Origin of the sequence: Burkholderia sp. AcTa6-5, from assembly GCF_017815075.1 — a bacterium.
GTDB classification, from domain to species: domain Bacteria; phylum Pseudomonadota; class Gammaproteobacteria; order Burkholderiales; family Burkholderiaceae; genus Burkholderia; species Burkholderia sola.
The window spans coordinates 75,401-92,264 of record NZ_JAGIQE010000011.1; the positions used below are offsets into that span (position 1 = coordinate 75,401).

Genomic DNA, 16,864 nt, shown 5'->3' on the forward strand with positions numbered 1-16,864 from the left:
TTGCGAAACGACAAAAAACGTAACGGAGCCCGAAAACCTGATATACGCGCGGCCAAATAGGTGAAAATAGCGGCCGCTGCGCGCTTTCGGGGCGCGTGCAGTTTCAAACCGGCCGGCAGTTTCGATTGCCGGCCCTTGTCAACTGATTATCGAAAGGTTCTGACTCCATGAAGAAACTCCTGATCGCTACCGCCATCGGCGCCTTGTCCGCCACGATGCTGGTGTCGGCTCCGAGCGCGTTTGCCCAGGGTACGGCCACCACGACCGCGAAGAAGGCCACGGCCAAGCGCCCGGCGCCGGCCAAGCGCATCATCCCGCGCAGCAAGAAGGCGCAGGCACGCGCGGCCGCCAAGGTCGATCCGGTACCGGACGGCGCGGTCAAGTGGTCCTGTAAGGAAGGTCTGTCGTTCGACCTCGCCGGCGACATGAAGCGCGACCAGGTCGTCACGGTTCACTGGGCGAAGAAGAACTACAAGCTGCCGCGTCAAGCCACGACGACGGGCGCCGACACGTTCTACGATCCGGCCGCAGGCTTCAAGCTGGTCGTGATCCCGACCAAGGCGATGCTGTTCTCCGACGCCAACGGCGGCGAGCGCCTCGCGGACGAATGCGTGACGCCGGAAATGGCGCAAGGCACGGCAGCACCGACGCAGTCGAACGAGCTGAAGCCGGCAACGAACTAAGCGCGTTCCCTCCGGCCCCTCGATGTCCGCCCCGGTCTCCAACGTCCGCCCCGCGCCGGATTCGGTACTCGTCGACATCGTCGACTACGTGCTGAACACCGGCCTCGACAGCGCGCTCGCGCTGGAGACGGCGCGTCATTGCCTGATCGACACGCTCGGATGCGGACTCGAGGCGCTGTCCTACCCTGCCTGCACCAAGCTGCTCGGCCCCGTCGTGCCCGGCACGATCGTGCCGAACGGCGCGAAGGTGCCCGGCACGTCCTTCCAGCTCGATCCCGTCCAGGCCGCGTTCGGCATCGGCGCGATGATCCGCTGGCTGGACTTCAACGACACCTGGCTCGCCGCCGAATGGGGTCATCCGTCCGACAACCTCGGCGGGATCCTGGCGACGGCCGACTGGCTCTCCCGCACGGCCCGCGCGGCCGGCCGCCAGCCGCTCGCGATGCGCGACGTGCTGGTCGCGATGATCCAGGCCCACGAGATCCAGGGCTGCCTCGCCCTCGAGAATTCATTCAACGCGGTCGGGCTCGACCATGTGCTGCTCGTGAAGGTCGCGTCGACGGCCGTCGTCGGGCGCCTGCTCGGGCTCACGCGCGACGAGCTGATCAACGCGGTGTCCAACGCATTCATTGACGGCCACGCGCTGCGGACCTACCGCCATGCGCCGAACACCGGTTCGCGCAAATCCTGGGCGGCCGGCGACGCGACGTCCCGCGCGGTGCGCCTCGCGCTGATCGCGAAAACGGGTGAAATGGGCTATCCGTCGGCGCTCACCGCCAAGACGTGGGGCTTCTACGACGTGCTGTTCGACGGCAAGCCGTTCCGCTTCCAGCGCCCGTACGGCACGTACGTGATGGAAAACGTGCTGTTCAAGATCGCGTTCCCCGCCGAATTCCATGCGCAGACGGCCGCCGAGGCCGCGCTGCAGCTGCACGCGCAGCTCGCCGCGGCGGGCCGCACGGCCGACGACATCGGCCGGATCACGATCCGCACGCACGCGGCCGCGCTCCGCATCATCGACAAGCAGGGCCCGCTCGCCAATCCGGCCGACCGCGACCACTGCATCCAGTACATGGTCGCCGTGCCGCTGCTGTTCGGCCGGCTGACCGCGGCCGACTACGAAGACGCGGCCGCGGCGGACCCGCGCATCGACGCGCTGCGCGCGAAAACCGTGTGCGTCGAGGATCCGCAGTTCACGCAGGATTACCACGATCCGGACAAGCGATCGATCGCGAATGCGCTGACGGTCGAGTTCACGGACGGATCGAAGCTTGCCGAAGCGGCGGTCGAGTATCCGCTCGGCCATCGGCGGCGCCGTGCCGAAGGCGTCCCGCTCCTGGTCGAGAAGTTCCGGACCAACCTTGCCCGCCGTTTCCCGGCCAAGCAGCAACAAGCGATTCTCGACGTGTCGCTGGACCAGGCAAAGCTCGAAGCGATGCCAGTCGATGAGTACGTCGACTTGTATGTGGTATAGGGGGCTGTTTGCGGATGAAACGGACATGCGAATGCCCCAAATCGGTCGCAGGACCAGAAGTGAGGAGCGCCGTTTGGCCGTGCCAAACAAGCGACGAACGACGCCGTCATGCGGCCGATTTGGGGCATTCCCGTGGAATAAATTTTAAATTTGGGGTTGCCCCGAGAAAGGCCGCTCGCTGCGTCACGCTCCTTGCGAGCGGCCTTTCTCGGGGCAACGCATGTCCGTTTCATCCGCAAACAGCCCCCTGGTCATCTACAGGACTCTTTGTTTCCTAGCCTTAAACCCAGGAAAATCACCATGGCCCACAATCTCCACAAGACCCTCAAGGAATTCGACAGCGGTTCCGGCAAAGGCAAGTTCTACTCGCTGCCGCAGCTCGGCAAGGAACTGAAGACGAAGATCGAACGCCTGCCGGTGTCGATCCGCATCGTGCTCGAGTCCGTGCTGCGCAACTACGACGGCAAGAAAATCACCGAAGAGCACATCGAGCAGCTCGCGAACTGGAAGCCGACCGCGAAGCGCGTCGACGAGATTCCGTTCGTCGTGTCGCGCGTCGTGCTGCAGGATTTCACGGGCGTGCCGCTGCTCGCCGACATCGCGGCCATGCGCGGCGTCGCCGAGCGCACGGGCAAGAACCCGAAGAAGATCGAACCGCTGGTCCCGGTCGATCTCGTCGTCGACCACTCGGTCCAGATCGACTACTTCCGCCAGAAGGACGCGCTCGACCTGAACATGAAGCTGGAATTCCAGCGCAACAACGAGCGCTACCAGTTCATGAAGTGGGGCATGCAGGCGTTCGACACGTTCAAGGTCGTGCCGCCGGGCGTGGGCATCGTCCACCAGGTGAACCTCGAGTATCTGGCGCGCGGCGTCCACAAGAAGACCGACGGCGCCGACACCGTGTACTATCCGGACACCCTCGTCGGCACGGACAGCCACACGACGATGATCAACGGCATCGGCGTGGTCGGCTGGGGCGTGGGCGGCATCGAGGCGGAAGCCGGCATGCTCGGCCAGCCGGTGTACTTCCTGACGCCGGACGTCGTCGGCGTCGAGCTGAAGGGCAAGCTGCGCGAGGGCGTGACGGCCACCGACCTGGTGCTGACGATCACCGAAATGCTGCGCAAGGAGAAGGTCGTCGGCAAGTTCGTCGAGTTCTTCGGCGAAGGCACGCGCTCGCTGTCGCTGCCGGACCGCGCGACGATCGGCAACATGGCGCCGGAATACGGCGCGACGATGGGCTTCTTCCCGGTCGACGAAAAGACGATCGACTACTTCGAAGGCACGGGCCGCACGAAGGCCGAAATCGCCGCGTTCGAAAACTACTTCAAGGCGCAGAACCTGTTCGGCATCCCGAACGCCGGCGACATCGACTACACGAAGGTCGTGACGCTGGATCTGACGACGGTCGCGCCGTCGCTGGCCGGCCCGAAGCGCCCGCAGGACCGCATCGAGATCGGCCACGTCAAGTCGACGTTCACCGACCTGTTCTCGAAGCCGGTCGCGGAAAACGGTTTCGCGAAGAAGGCGGACGACCTGGGCACGCAGTACACGACGAGCAACGGCGTCGACGTGAAGAACGGCGACATCCTGATCGCCGCGATCACGTCGTGCACGAACACGTCGAACCCGAGCGTGCTGCTGGCCGCCGGCCTGCTCGCGAAGAAGGCGGTCGAGGCCGGCCTCACGGTCGACCCGAAGATCAAGACCTCGCTCGCGCCGGGATCGCGCATCGTCACCGAGTACCTGACGAAGACGGGCCTGCTGCCCTACCTGTCGAAGCTCGGCTTCGAAGTCGCGGCGTACGGCTGCACGACCTGTATCGGCAACGCGGGCGACCTGACGCCGGAACTGAACGAAGCGATCACGAAGAACGACATCGTCGCGGCGGCCGTGCTGTCGGGCAACCGTAACTTCGAAGCGCGTATCCACCCGAACATCCGCGCGAACTTCCTCGCGTCGCCGCCGCTCGTCGTCGCGTACGCGATCGCCGGCAACATCACGCGCGACCTGATGACCGAGCCGGTCGGCAAGGGCAAGGGCGGCCGCGACATCTACCTCGGCGACATCTGGCCGACGAGCGATGAAATCCACGCGCTGCTCAAGTTCGCGCTCGATCCGAAGAAGTTCGAGGACAACTACTCGAAGCTGACCAAGAAGGGCGACCTCTGGAGCAAGATCGAGGGCGAAACGGGCGAGGTCTACGACTGGCCGAAGTCGACCTACATCGCCGAGCCGCCGTTCTTCGGCAACGACTTCTCGATGGAGCCGGCTGCGTCGATCCCGACCGTCAAGGGCGCGCGCGCGCTGGGCATCTTCGGCGATTCGGTCACGACCGACCACATCAGCCCGGCAGGCTCGATCAAGGAAGACTCGCCGGCAGGCAAGTGGCTGAAGGAAAACGGCGTGCAGAAGGCCGACTTCAACAGCTACGGCTCGCGCCGCGGCAACCACGACGTGATGATGCGCGGCACGTTCGCGAACGTCCGGATCAAGAACCTGATGATCCCGGCGAAGGCGGACGGCACGCGCGTCGAAGGCGGCCTGACGATCCACCAGCCGAGCGGCGAACAGCAGTCGATCTACGATGCGGCGATGCAGTACGTCGCCGCCGGCACGCCGACCGTCGTGTTCGCGGGCGAAGAGTACGGCACGGGCTCGTCGCGCGACTGGGCCGCGAAGGGCACGCAACTGCTCGGCGTGAAGGCCGTGATCGCACGCAGCTTCGAACGGATCCACCGCTCGAACCTGGTCGGCATGGGCGTGCTGCCGCTGCAGTTCAAGGGCGCGGACAGCGTGCAGTCGCTCGGCATCACCGGCGAAGAGACGTACGACATCGAAGGCCTCGGCGACGACTTCAAGCCGCAGCAGGACGTCACGCTCGTGATTCACCGCAAGAACGGCGAAACGCAGCGTGTGCCGGTGCTGCTGCGCATCGATACGCCGATCGAAGTCGACTACTACAAGCACGGCGGGATCCTGCCGTTCGTGCTGCGCTCGCTGCTCGCAGCGTAAGCGCGCGGCTTTTGCAGGTGCCGCAGCCGCCTCGCGGGCGGTTGCGGCCGATTTGGATGCCCGACTTCGTGTCGGGCTTTTTTTCGCCTGTGCGCCGGCGGGCGTCGTAGCGACGATCGCACGGCGGCGCCCCGCTTTCGCCGAACGTCACCCGCCGGTATGCGGCTCGCGCGTCACGCCGCCTTGCTGCTTCGCACCTTCGCGCCCGCGGAGGAACCCGAGCGCGCGTTCTTCTTCAGATGCGTGCGGTTGTAGTCGATCGCCGCGCGCACGAGGTGCTTCAGCGCTCGCTTGTCGATCTTGTCGCCTTCGACGAAATCGATCGCGCGCCGCGCATTGCCTTCGAGGCCCGCATTGAACAGCCCGTCGGGATCGGGCAGGTGCGCGCCGTGCATGAACGTCAGCTTCACCTTGCCCTTGTGCGCGTTCGCGACCGCGATCATCCCGTCGCACGACCACACGGGGCTGCCCATCCACTTCCATTCCTCGACGATGCCTTCGTCCGTCGCGAGGATCGTCTGGCGAAGCTCGGCGAACGTCTTGCCACGCCAGTCGGTGATGCCGGCGATCAGTGCGTCGATGCGCTCGGACGGTTGCAGCTCCGTTGCACTCATGCGCGGGCCTCCGTTTGCGTGTCAGGACGCGACAACACCTGTTCGAGCGATTCGAAGAACCGTACCCAGCCATACTGCGCGCCGCGGTACGCCTGCTCCTGGTCGGGGCGGAAGCCGACCTGTTCCATACGCAGGTGCGTGCCGGCCGGCGTCGGCGTGAGCGTCCACGTGACGACGCTTTCGAGGCCGTGCGCCACCCACGTATAGGACAGCGTACGGTGCGGCTCGATCGCGAGGACCGTGCAGTCGACCGAGCCCCAGTCCGCACGGAAACTGAACGCACGGCCCGCGACGGGCTCGAAGTCGCTCTTCATCAGCCACGCCTCGATCAGGTGCGGTTGCGTGAGCGCGCGCCAGATCTTCTCCGGCGGATGCGGCAGCTCCCGGTCGACGACGACGGAGCGCGTTTCGGTAGTGGCTTGCGTCATTACTGGTCCATCCTTTTGAGCAGATCTTCGAGGGCATCGAACCGGCGCTGCCAGAAGCCCGCCATCTGGCTCGTCCAGTCGATCAACGGGGCCAGCGCTTGCGGCTGCGCGCTGTAATGCGTCTGCCGGCCTTCGTGACGGTCGTTCACGAGCCCGGCCTGCTTCAGTACGCCCAGATGCTTCGATACCGCCGGCTGCGACACGCCCGCATGGGCGGTCAGCGCGGCAACCGTCAGCTCGCCCTCCGCGCACAGCCGCTCGAAAAGCGCGCGGCGCGTGGGATCGGCGAGTGTCCTGAAAAGCGTGTCCTGAGCTTTTTGCATGTCGTCCAAAATCCATAACCAACGAGTTATGTATTGAAGGATATCCGCTGATCGGCGCGCGTCAAGGCGGGATTTCATGAATGACGTGGCTCGATCCCGCGCGACCGGCGGGTTCGTCACACCGGCTCTCGTCCACGCCCGATTCGAGCATGTCCTCTAATCCGCGATGGCGAAGCGCGATCCGAAAGCGGCCTGCAAGACTGGCCGATGCGCTGTTCCACAGTTCGGGAAACATCTGGGCTCAACCCGCCCCGTTGTCGTGCATGCGCGAATCCGTTTCTGACGAGCCGCTTCCAATGACCACATAGTGCGATACGGCGCGCAGCGATTGACACGCAAACGCGATGCATCCATGCGGCGCTCCCTTCCAAGACCGCGCACATTCCGATGCTGCAACGAACGGCTCGTGTGTGCGAGCGACGCGCGTTGCCGCGCCGACGTACCGCAAACCGATCCGCTCATCGGCGCCCGCCATCGCCGTCGCGTACGACGCTGCGCGTGTCCGTCATGCGCCCCGTTGTCAGAACTGACAGCTATGGAAAATGGCAGCTACCCGAACGGCATCGACGCCCTACGCTCGTCACCGCTCGCGGCCCCACAAGGGCCGGGGGTTCCAGTAACGTCGCCTCTCCTAAAAAAGGACTCCCGATGAAAAGGAACGCCTGGTTTGCCCTTCCCCATCCGTCGCCCCGCCGCCTGGCGTGCGTGGCCCCGCTCGTGTTCGCCGCCGCCGCGGCGCACGCAGCGACGGATTGGGTCGATACCCATACGAAGGCCTTTCTGACCGGCCCGCAGTTGATGGCGCGCAGTGCGGCGCCATCGCTCGAACTCGCGGCCGGCGAGACGACCAACGTCGTCGTCAGCCTGAAGCTGCGCAACGCCGCGCAGCTCAAGCAACTGGCACGCGACGTGAACCGGCCCGGCAGCGCGCATTACCGCCAGTACCTGACGCACGAGCAGTTCCTCGCGAACTACGCGCCGACCGACGCGCAGGTAAAGTCGGTCGTCGATTATCTGCACAAGAGCGGCTTCACGAATGTCGAGGTCGCGCCGAACCGGCTGCTGATCTCCGCCAGCGGCACGGCCGGCACGGTGAAGGCCGCGTTCAACACGTCGCTCGTGCACTTCGAGTACGCGGGCCGCTCGGGGTTCGCCAACACGTCGACCGCGCAAGTGCCGCGCGCGCTCGGCGACGTGGTCGGCTCGGTGCTCGGGCTGCAAAGTGTCGCGCGTGCACGGCCGATGCTGCGCATCGGCAACGTGGCGAAGCCGCAGGCGCTCGCGGCCGGCACGGCGACGGGCCACTATCCGAAGGAATTCCCGGGCCTCTACAACGCGACCGGCGTGCCGACCGCGGCCGGCGTGACCGTCGGCATCATCACGATCGGCGGCGTGTCGCAGACGCTGCAGGACCTGAAGCAGTTCACGTCGAGCAATGGCTACGGCACGGTCTCCACGCAGACCGTCAAGACCAATGGCACGGGCGGCAGCTACTCCGACGACCAGGACGGCCAGGGCGAATGGGATCTCGACAGCCAGTCGATCGTCGGCTCGGCCGGCGGCCAGGTCGGCAAGCTGGTGTTCTACATGGCGGACCTGAACGCCGCCGGCAACACGGGCCTCACGCAGGCGTTCAACCGCGCGGTGTCGGACAACACCGCGAAGGTGATCAACGTGTCGCTCGGCTGGTGCGAAACCGATGCGGACTCGGACGGCACGCTCGACGCCGAGGAGCAGATCTTCACGACGGCCGCCGCGCAGGGCCAGACGTTCTCGGTATCGTCGGGCGACGAAGGCGTGTACGAGTGCAACAACCGCGGCTATCCGGACGGCTCGAACTACACGGTGTCGTGGCCAGCTTCGTCGCCGCACGTGCTCGCGATCGGCGGCACGACGCTCTACACGACGTCGGCGGGTGCGTTCTCGAACGAGACGGTGTGGAACGAAGGGCTCGATTCGAACGGCAAGCTGTGGGCGACGGGCGGCGGCGTCAGCACGATTCTGCCCGCGCCGTCGTGGCAGTCGGGCAGCAATCGCCGGTTGCCGGACGTCGCGTTCGACGCCGCGCAAAGCACGGGCGCGTACATCTACAACTACGGCCAGTTGCAGCAGATCGGCGGCACGAGCCTCGCCGCGCCGATTTTCACGGGCTTCTGGGCGCGTCTGCTCGCGGCGAACGGCACGGGCCTCGGCTTCCCGGCCGGCAACTTCTATGCGGACATTCCGTCGCATCCGTCGCTCGTGCGCTATGACGTCGTGTCGGGCAACAACGGCTACCAGGGGTATGGCTACAAGGCCGGCACCGGCTGGGATCTGACGACCGGCTTCGGCAGCCTGAACATCGCGAACCTCAACCAGCTGATCAAGTCGGGCGGGTTCTGAGCGATGCATGAAGACCGGCGCGCGGCGATGGCTTGCCGCGCGCCGGTTGTAACTGCCCCGCGCTACTCCGTCGCCGGCTCCTCCACGCGTTCCGACACGACCGGCGCGCCGGCCCGATGCGACGGCGCGAACAGCCGCAGCCCGCTCGCGACGCTCGCCGCACCCGCGAAACCCGCACCGAGCATCAACGCAAGCGTCGGCCCGTGGCGGCCCGCGATCCCGAACGACAGCGCAACCAGCGCCGCACCCGTCGCCTGCCCGATCAGCCGCGCGGTCGCGATGATCCCGCTCGCGCCGCCGCTGCGTTCGGGCGGCGCGCTCGACATCAGCGCTTTCAGGTTCGGCGACTGGAAGAAGCCGAAGCCCGCTCCGCACAGCATCATTCTCCAGCCGATGTCGACGACGCCCGGCGACACCGGCAGCGCGGCAAGCGACACCATCCCCGCACTCAGCAACGCGAGGCCGATCGCGCCGAGCAGCCCGGGCGGATAACGGTCCGACAGCCGCCCCGCGATCGGCGCGGCGAGCGCGACGATCGCCGACCACGGCGTCATCAGGAATCCCGTCTCGACCGCACTGCGATGCAGGACGGTTTCGAAATAGAACGGCAGCGACACGAACGCGAGCCCCTGCGCGGCGAACGCGCAGACGGCGGTCAGCGCGGACAGCGTGAACACGGGCCGGCGGAACAGGTCGACCGGCAGCATCGGCGCCGGATGCCCGGCCTGGCGGCGGATCAGCAGCCAGCCGAATGCGAATGCCACCGCGGCCGCGGCGAACACGACGGAGAGCGGCCCGCGCTGCGCGAATTCGCCGAGCGCGAAAATCAGCGACGCGAACGTGATCACGTTGAACAGCGCGGCTACCGGATCGAATACATGCTTGCCGCGCGCCGTCTGCGGCAGCGACGGAATCGCCACCGCGAGCGCGAACGCGCCGAGCGGCACGTTCACCGCGAACAGCCACGGCCACGCGGCCACCGACAGGATCAGCGACGCGATCGTCGGCCCCACCGCGAACGACACGCCGACGACGAGCGCGTTGAAGCCGACGCCGCGCCCGAGCCGGTGCGCGGGAAACAGACCGCGGATCAGCGCGACGTTGACGCTCATGATCGCGCTCGCGCCAAAGCCCTGCACGATGCGCGCGGCCGTCAGCATCGGCAGTGTCGACGCGAGCGAGCAGCCGAGCGACGCCAGCGTGAACACCGCCAGCCCGGCGACATACACGCGCTTGTGGCCGACGATGTCGCCGAGCGACGCGAACGGCAGCAGCGTCGCGACCATCGCGAGCTGGTACGCGTTGATGATCCACACGGACGCGGCCGGCGACGCATGCAGGTCGGTCGCGATGGCGGGCAGCGCGGTGTTCGCGATCGCGGTGTCGAGCGTCGCGAGCGCGACGGCCAGCAGCACGGCGGACATCGCACGCCAGTTGACGGCCGGCTCGTGCGCGCCGGCAGGGGAAGCGAATTCGGACAAGATGGGCTCGGCTGACGAGCGACGCGCGGCGTCGCGGATTGAGCAGTGCGGCGGCGTGCGTGCCGGACGGCAAGACCGGCGCGCGCGTTGCCGCGATCCGTATTGTTGCAGAGCCGCATCGAACGTGCAGGCGGCCGCTTCGTCAGTCAGCGAAACGAAAGCTTGCGGGATGCCGTGCCTGGCGCGCGGCATCGTTGAGCGCACAACGATCGACGATCCGGCGGCTGCCGGGCGGCCTGTCGGGCTCGCGCGCAGCGTCGTCGTGCGGCGCCGGGGGCCGGCCCGGCCGCGGCTGCCGGCGACGCCGTCGCGCCATCACGTCAGGTCGACCAGGTCACGACACCGCACGCCGCGCATTGCGGCCGCGCAGCCATTCGAGCGCGAGCAGCAGGCTCGTCGAGAAGATGATCAGGATCGTGGCGAGCGCAGCGATCGTCGGACTGATGTTCTCGCGGATGCCCGTGAACATCTGGCGCGGCAGCGTCGTCTGGTCGGCGCCCGCGAGAAACAGCGTGACGACCACTTCGTCGAACGACGTCGCGAACGCGAACAGTGCGCCCGACATCACGCCCGGCGCGATCACCGGCAGCGTCACGCGGAAGAACGTCGTAACCGGGTTCGCGCCGAGCGACAGGCTCGCGCGCACGAGGTTATGGTTGAAGCCTTGCAGCGTCGCGGCCACCGTCGTCACGACGAACGGCACGCCGAGCGCCGCATGCGCGGCGATCAGCCCCGTGTAGGTATTCGCGAGCCCGAGCGGTGCGAAGAACAGGTACATGCCGACGCCGACCACGACGACCGGCACGATCATCGGCGACAGCAGCACGGCCATCAGCAGCCCCTTGCCGCGGAAGTCGGCTTTCGTCAGGCCGATGGCCGCGAGCGTGCCGAGCACCGTCGCGACGACGGTCGCCGACGGCGCGACGATGAAGCTGTTTTTCGCGGCCATCCGCCATTCGTCCGATGCGAGCAGGTTCTCGTACCAGCGCGTCGAGAAACCCGGGATCGGATAGACGAGGAACGTGCTCGACGAGAACGACAGCGGCACGATCGCGAGCACCGGCAGGATCAGGTACAGCAGCGTCAGCACGACGAGCACGCGCAGCGCGACGTACCACGCGCGCTCGACGAACGACATGTGCGGCGCGAACAGCGGCCTGGCGAGTTTCATGGTCGGCATCCCCTTCCCGTTTCCCTGTGCCCGGCGCTCAGCCGAGGCTCACGTTGGTGCGCGTGAAGCGCCCGTACACCGCATACAGCACGAGCGTCGCCGCGAGCAGCATCCCGCCGAGCGCACACGCCATGCCCCAGTTGATCGTCACGTTCGTGAAGTACGCGACGTAGTAGCTGACCATCTGGTCGTTCGGCCCGCCGAGCAGCGCGGGCGTGATGTAGTAGCCGATCGCGAGGATGAACACGAGCAGCGCGCCCGCGCCGACGCCCGGATAGGTCTGCGGCACGTACACGCGCCAGAACGCGGCGAACGGATGGCTGCCGAGCGACACGGCCGCGCGCTGGTAGGTCGGCGGAATCGACTTCATCACGCTGTAGAGCGGCAGGATCATGAACGGCAGCAGGATGTGCGTCATCGAGATATACACGCCGACGCGATTGAACAGCAGCGTCAGCGGATGCGAGATCAGCCCGCTGCCGAGCAGCGCCGTGTTGATCAGCCCTTCGCTCTGCAGCAGCACGATCCATGCGGCGACGCGCACGAGCACCGACGTCCAGAACGGAATCAGCACGAGGATCATCACGAGGTTCGCGCGCCGTTCCGACAGCGTCGAGATCCAGTACGCGAGCGGATAGCCGAGCAGCAGCGCGAACAGCGTGACGGCCACGCCGATCACGAACGTGCGGCCGAAGATCGCGACGTAGATCGACTGGTCGGGGTCGGCCTGCACGATGTGGCCGAAGCCGTCCTGCTTGTGGTCGAGCGCGGCGAGCAGATAGAACGGCGACACCTGGCTGCCGTTCTTCGCAATCGACTGCCAGTACGCGACGTCGCCCCAGCGCGCATCGAGATCGATGAATTTCGCGCGCGTCTGCGCGGGCGTCAGCGCCGCGTCATTGTCGCCCTTCAGCGGCATCGCGCGCGCCGTCTTCGCGACGAGCGAGCGATAGCCGGGAATCTCGGTGTTCAGGCGCCGTGCGAGCGCACCCATCGCTTCGCTGTCGGCCACCTTCGTCATGTCGGCCGCGAGCGCGACATAGGCCGCATCCGCCGGCGGCGTCTTGCGATCCCAGCCCGACAGCGCGGCGACCGTGTTCGGCAACGCGGTCGCGATCTCCGGGTTCTGCACCGCGCGCGTGAGCAGCGTGCCGATCGGCACGACGAAAATCAGCAGCAGGAAAATCGCGAGCGGCGCGATCAGCAGCAGCGCCATCGTGCGCTTGCGGGACTCGGCGGCCTTCAGCTCGCGCTTGAGCGCGGCGGTCGACGGCGAGGAAGGCGCGATCGTCATCGTATTCAAGAGTTCTCTCCGGCCGGGCACGTTCCGGCGGAATGCCGCGCGACGCGATCGACGTGTCGCGCGGCCGGTTGCATCACGACACCCGTGAGGACGCCTGACCGCTTACTTCGTTGCCCACGCGGCGAAGCGCTGTTCGAGCTCGTCGCTGTGGTCGGTCCAGAAGCCGATGTCCTCCAGTACCGCATTCTTGCCGTTGGCCGGCGAGTTCGGCAGGTTCGCGAGCGTCTTCGCATCGAGCGCCTTGATCGCGGCGACGTTCGTCGGGCCGTACGCGATGTGCTGCGCATACGCCTGCTGCGGCTTCGGCGTCAGCGAATACGCGATGTACTGCTCGGCCAGCGCCTTGTTCGGCGAGCCCTTCGGAATCGCCCAGTAGTCGAGGTCGTAGATGCTGCCGTTCCACACGACCTTCAGGTTCTTGCCTTCCTTCTGCGCGGCGTCGATGCGGCCGTTGTATGCGGTCGACATCACGACGTCGCCGGCGACGAGGAACTGCGGCGGCTGCGCGCCCGCTTCCCACCACTGGATGTACGGCTTCAGCTCGTCGAGCTTCTTGAACGCGCGATCCTGGCCGGCCTTCGTGCCGAGCACCTTGTAGACGTCCTTCGTCGCGACGCCGTCGGCCATCAGCGCGAATTCGAGGTTGTACCGCGCGCCCTTGCGCATCCCGCGCTTGCCGGGGAATTTCTTCACGTTCCAGAAATCGGCCCAGCCGGTCGGCGCAGACTTCAGCTTGTCCGCGTTGTACGACAGCGCGGTCGACCACACGAAGAACCCGACGCCGCATACCTGCGGCGCTTCCGGAATCAGGTCGGATTTCTTCGCGATCTTCGACCAGTCGAGCTTCTCGTACAGCCCTTCGTCGCAGCCGCGGTTCAGGTCGCCCGATTCGACTTCGACCACGTCCCAGTTGACGTGCTTCGCCTCGACCATCGCCTTCACCTTCGCCTGCTCGCCGTTGTACTCGACGGCCGTGACCTTGTTACCGGTCGCCTTCTCGAACGGCTGGTTGAACGCGGCCTTCTGCGCGTCGCCGTTCGCGCCGCCGAAGTTGACGACCGTGAGTTCGGCAGCGCTGGCCGATGCGCCAAACGCGACCAGTGCCAGCGCGAGCGCCGTACGGCGCGCGGTAAAGCTTGCTCGTTTCATGATGGTTCCTCTCCTCTCGTGGTGGAAGTGGGCATTGTTGTTGACGACGTGCTGCGGAAAACCGGGTAAACCATGCTCACGCGAACACGCGCAGGTGTTCGGGCGAGAACGCAAGCGAGACCGGTGCGCCGGGCGAGAACGCGTCGAGCGCGCCGGTGCCGAGCGGCACCTTCACGAAACATTCGTCCTGGCCGGGCAGTGCGCAGCGCATGCGTACGTGATCGCCGAAATAGATGAGGCTGCGCGCCTCGCCGCTCACGCAATTGGCGGCGGCGCCATTCGCGCCGTTCGAGCCATGTGCGGCGAGGCTCATGCGCTCGGGGCGGATGCAGGCGACGGCCGGCGCGCCCTCGGCGGCTTCGCCGATATGGCGGCCGACGAGCTTCGTGCCGTCGTCGAGCCGGAATTCGCAGAATTCGCCGTCGACGCGCGCGATGGTGCCGCGCAGCCGGTTGCTGTCGCCGATGAAGTTCGCGACGAATTCGTTGCACGGCGATTCGTACAGGCGGTCGACGGTGTCGAGCTGCTGCACGATGCCCTTGTCGAACACGGCGACGCGATCGGACATCGTCAGCGCCTCGCCCTGGTCGTGCGTCACGTACACGAAGGTCACGCCGAGCTTTTCATGCAGCGCCTTCAGTTCGTACTGCATGTGTTCGCGCAGCTGCTTGTCGAGCGCGCCGAGCGGCTCGTCCATCAGCACCAGCTTCGGCTCGAACACGAGCGCGCGGGCCAGCGCGATGCGCTGCTGCTGGCCGCCCGACAGTTGCGCCGGATAGCGTTTCGCGAAGCGTTCCATCTGCACCATCTTCAGCGCATGCGCGACGCGCTCCGCGCGCTCGCCGGCCGGCAGCTTGCGCACCGTCAGCGGATACGCGACGTTCTGCTCGACCGTCAGATGCGGAAACAGCGCGTAGTTCTGGAACACCATGCCGATGTTGCGCTTGTGCGGCGGCACGGTGTTCAGCAGCTCGCCGTCGAGGCGGATCTCGCCGCCGGTCGGGAATTCGAAGCCGGCCAGCATCATCAGGCAGGTCGTCTTGCCCGAGCCGGACGGCCCGAGCAGCGTCAGGAATTCCCCTCGGTGGATGTCGAGGTCGAGCGATTTGACGACCAGCGTCTCGCCGTCGTAGGTCTTCCGCACGCCGCGAAAGCTGACGATCACATCATCGGACTTCATCGTGGCTGTCCCCTTGCTGCGCAACAAAACGTTTTTGAGATGGACCCACTATACGGCCCGCACGGTTCTATACTAGGGAACCATTTCAATATTCCTAGTAGGACCACTTTGGATACCGTGATCCTCGCCGACTGGCTGTCCGCCCGTCTGGACCGCAGCTCGCCCGAACCGATGTACCGGCAACTGCTGCAACTGATGCAGCAGGCCATCCTGACCGGCGAATTGGGGCCCGGCACAAAGCTGCCGAGTTCGCGCACGCTCGCGGGCGACCTGTCGATCGCGCGCAATACGGTGCTGCACGTATACGACCAGCTGACGGCCGAAGGCTACGTGCTGACGACGACCGGCAGCGGCACCTACGTGGCCGACACGCGGCCGGACGCCGCCGCGATCCGCGTGCCGGGCGCCGCGCCGCCGGCGTCGGCCACTGGCGAACCGCCGCCGCCCGACGCGCAGCGCAGCCTGTCGATGCGCGGGCGGCAACTGGTCGAGCATGCGGGCGTGTCGCGGCGCCAGTGGGGGGCGTTCATGCCGGGCGTGCCGGACGTGTCGGAATTCCCGAGCCGCACGTGGAGCCGGCTGCAGGCGCGACTGTGGAAGGAAGCCAATCCGGAGCTGCTGACCTATGCGCCGGGCGGCGGCTACCGGCCGCTGCGGCGCGCGCTCGCCGACTACCTGCGCGTCGCACGCTCGGTCAAATGCTCGCCGGACCAGGTGATCATCACGACCGGTATTCATCAGTCGATCGATCTCGCGGTGCGGCTGCTGTCCGACATCGGCGATCGCGCGTGGGTCGAGGAACCGTGCTACTGGGGCGTGCGCAGCGTGCTGCAGGCGGCCGGCCTCACGCTCGCGCCGGTGCCGGTCGACCAGGAAGGGCTCGACCCGCGCGCGAGCGACATGCAGCATCCGCCGCGGCTCGTGCTCGTCACGCCGTCGCACCAGTACCCGCTCGGGATGGTGATGAGCCTCGCGCGGCGCCGCATGCTGCTCGAATATGCGCGCCAGCACCGCTGCTGGATCATCGAGGACGATTACGACAGCGAATTCCGTTACGGCAGCCGCCCGCTCGCGTCGCTGCAGGGACTCGACGAGGGGGGCCGCGTGATCTACGTCGGCAGTCTCGGCAAGATGCTGTTCCCGGGGTTGCGGATGGGCTACATGGTCGTGCCCGAGCATCTGGTCGACACCTTCCGCACCGGGCTGTCGGAGCTGTATCGGGAAGGCCAGCTGATGCAGCAGGCCGTGCTCGCCGAATTCATCATGGACGGTCACCTCACTTCGCACGTCAGACGAATGCGCACGCTGTACGGCGAGCGCCGGCAACTGATGATCGACGCGATCCGCGCGCGCTTCGGCGACGCGCTGCCGGTAATGGGCGACGAGGCCGGCCTGCATCTGGTGCTCGGCCTGCCCGACGCGTGCGACGATCGCGCGGTCACGCAGAGCGCATTCGACGCGGGCGTGATCGTGCGCCCGCTCACCAGCTACTACAGCAGCCTCGACACCGCGCGGCAGGGTTTGCTGCTCGGCTATGCATGCGTCGCGCACGAAGGCATTCGCCCCGCGTTCGACACGCTCGCCGATACCATCGAGCAACATCTGCCGCGGAACATCACGCGCGCCGCGTGAAGCCTGCCGCACACGGCGGCGCGCGG

General features: G+C 66.7%; 13 protein-coding genes. 5 read left to right on the plus strand and 8 right to left on the minus strand.

Features of this window, described 5'->3' with window-relative positions; all coding sequences use genetic code 11:
• The first annotated feature begins 167 nt into the window (after nucleotides 1-167).
• From J8I33_RS16660 to acnA, 3 genes are all read left to right on the plus strand, one after another.
• Entirely contained in the window at nucleotides 168-683 is a 516-nt protein-coding gene (locus tag J8I33_RS16660; protein WP_050011294.1) for a hypothetical protein, read from the plus strand.
• A 22-nt stretch (nucleotides 684-705) separates the two neighbouring features.
• The gene (locus J8I33_RS16665) at nucleotides 706-2,157 is read left to right on the plus strand and encodes a bifunctional 2-methylcitrate dehydratase/aconitate hydratase (protein ID WP_209938188.1); all 1,452 of its coding nucleotides are present in this window, start codon (nucleotides 706-708) and stop codon (nucleotides 2,155-2,157) included.
• A gap of 300 nt (nucleotides 2,158-2,457) precedes the next feature.
• Nucleotides 2,458-5,175 carry an aconitate hydratase AcnA gene (gene acnA / locus J8I33_RS16670; protein ID WP_124554005.1) on the plus strand — a complete coding sequence of 906 codons (2,718 nt, stop codon included), beginning with the start codon at nucleotides 2,458-2,460 and terminating at the stop codon, nucleotides 5,173-5,175.
• 173 nt (nucleotides 5,176-5,348) lie between these two features.
• Here the strand turns inward: acnA and J8I33_RS16675 are convergent, their stop codons facing one another.
• Genes J8I33_RS16675 through J8I33_RS16685 form a run of 3 tightly spaced genes read right to left on the minus strand, consistent with a single transcriptional unit; the run spans nucleotide 5,349 to nucleotide 6,540 of the window.
• Complete coding sequence (locus J8I33_RS16675) at nucleotides 5,349-5,789, minus strand: DUF1801 domain-containing protein (RefSeq protein WP_124554004.1); 441 nt, start codon at nucleotides 5,787-5,789, stop codon at nucleotides 5,349-5,351.
• Complete coding sequence (locus tag J8I33_RS16680) at nucleotides 5,786-6,217, minus strand: SRPBCC domain-containing protein (RefSeq protein WP_209938193.1); 432 nt, start codon at nucleotides 6,215-6,217, stop codon at nucleotides 5,786-5,788. Before J8I33_RS16680 ends, J8I33_RS16675 begins: the two co-directional genes overlap by 4 nt.
• On the minus strand, nucleotides 6,217-6,540 hold the full coding sequence (locus J8I33_RS16685) for a metalloregulator ArsR/SmtB family transcription factor (protein ID WP_050011403.1): 324 nt from the start codon (nucleotides 6,538-6,540) through the stop codon (nucleotides 6,217-6,219). Before J8I33_RS16685 ends, J8I33_RS16680 begins: the two co-directional genes overlap by 1 nt.
• Nucleotides 6,541-7,188: 648 nt before the next feature.
• Here J8I33_RS16685 and J8I33_RS16690 point away from each other — a divergent pair.
• A complete protein-coding gene (locus tag J8I33_RS16690; protein ID WP_209938195.1) occupies nucleotides 7,189-8,922 on the plus strand; it encodes a S53 family peptidase in 1,734 nt (577 codons plus the stop codon).
• Nucleotides 8,923-8,984: 62 nt separating this feature from the next.
• Here J8I33_RS16690 and J8I33_RS16695 read toward each other — a convergent pair whose 3' ends face one another.
• The 5 genes from J8I33_RS16695 to J8I33_RS16715 all read right to left on the minus strand — a co-directional run bounded on the left by J8I33_RS16695 (nucleotide 8,985) and on the right by J8I33_RS16715 (nucleotide 15,206).
• On the minus strand, nucleotides 8,985-10,403 hold the full coding sequence (locus J8I33_RS16695) for an MFS transporter (RefSeq protein ID WP_080334132.1): 1,419 nt from the start codon (nucleotides 10,401-10,403) through the stop codon (nucleotides 8,985-8,987).
• A gap of 334 nt (nucleotides 10,404-10,737) precedes the next feature.
• Nucleotides 10,738-11,574 (minus strand): ABC transporter permease, encoded by an 837-nt coding sequence (locus tag J8I33_RS16700; RefSeq protein ID WP_050011405.1) that lies wholly within the window; start codon nucleotides 11,572-11,574, stop codon nucleotides 10,738-10,740.
• 37 nt (nucleotides 11,575-11,611) lie between these two features.
• Nucleotides 11,612-12,868, minus strand: coding sequence for an ABC transporter permease (locus J8I33_RS16705; RefSeq protein ID WP_209938314.1), 1,257 nt, complete (start codon nucleotides 12,866-12,868; stop codon nucleotides 11,612-11,614).
• 111 nt (nucleotides 12,869-12,979) lie between these two features.
• The gene (locus J8I33_RS16710; protein ID WP_050011301.1) at nucleotides 12,980-14,026 is read right to left on the minus strand and encodes an ABC transporter substrate-binding protein; all 1,047 of its coding nucleotides are present in this window, start codon (nucleotides 14,024-14,026) and stop codon (nucleotides 12,980-12,982) included.
• Nucleotides 14,027-14,102: 76 nt separating this feature from the next.
• Entirely contained in the window at nucleotides 14,103-15,206 is a 1,104-nt protein-coding gene (locus tag J8I33_RS16715; RefSeq protein ID WP_209924774.1) for an ABC transporter ATP-binding protein, read from the minus strand.
• A 108-nt stretch (nucleotides 15,207-15,314) separates the two neighbouring features.
• Here J8I33_RS16715 and J8I33_RS16720 point away from each other — a divergent pair, with 108 nt between their 5' ends.
• Complete coding sequence (locus J8I33_RS16720) at nucleotides 15,315-16,838, plus strand: PLP-dependent aminotransferase family protein (protein ID WP_050011303.1); 1,524 nt, start codon at nucleotides 15,315-15,317, stop codon at nucleotides 16,836-16,838.
• Nucleotides 16,839-16,864 lie beyond the last annotated feature (26 nt).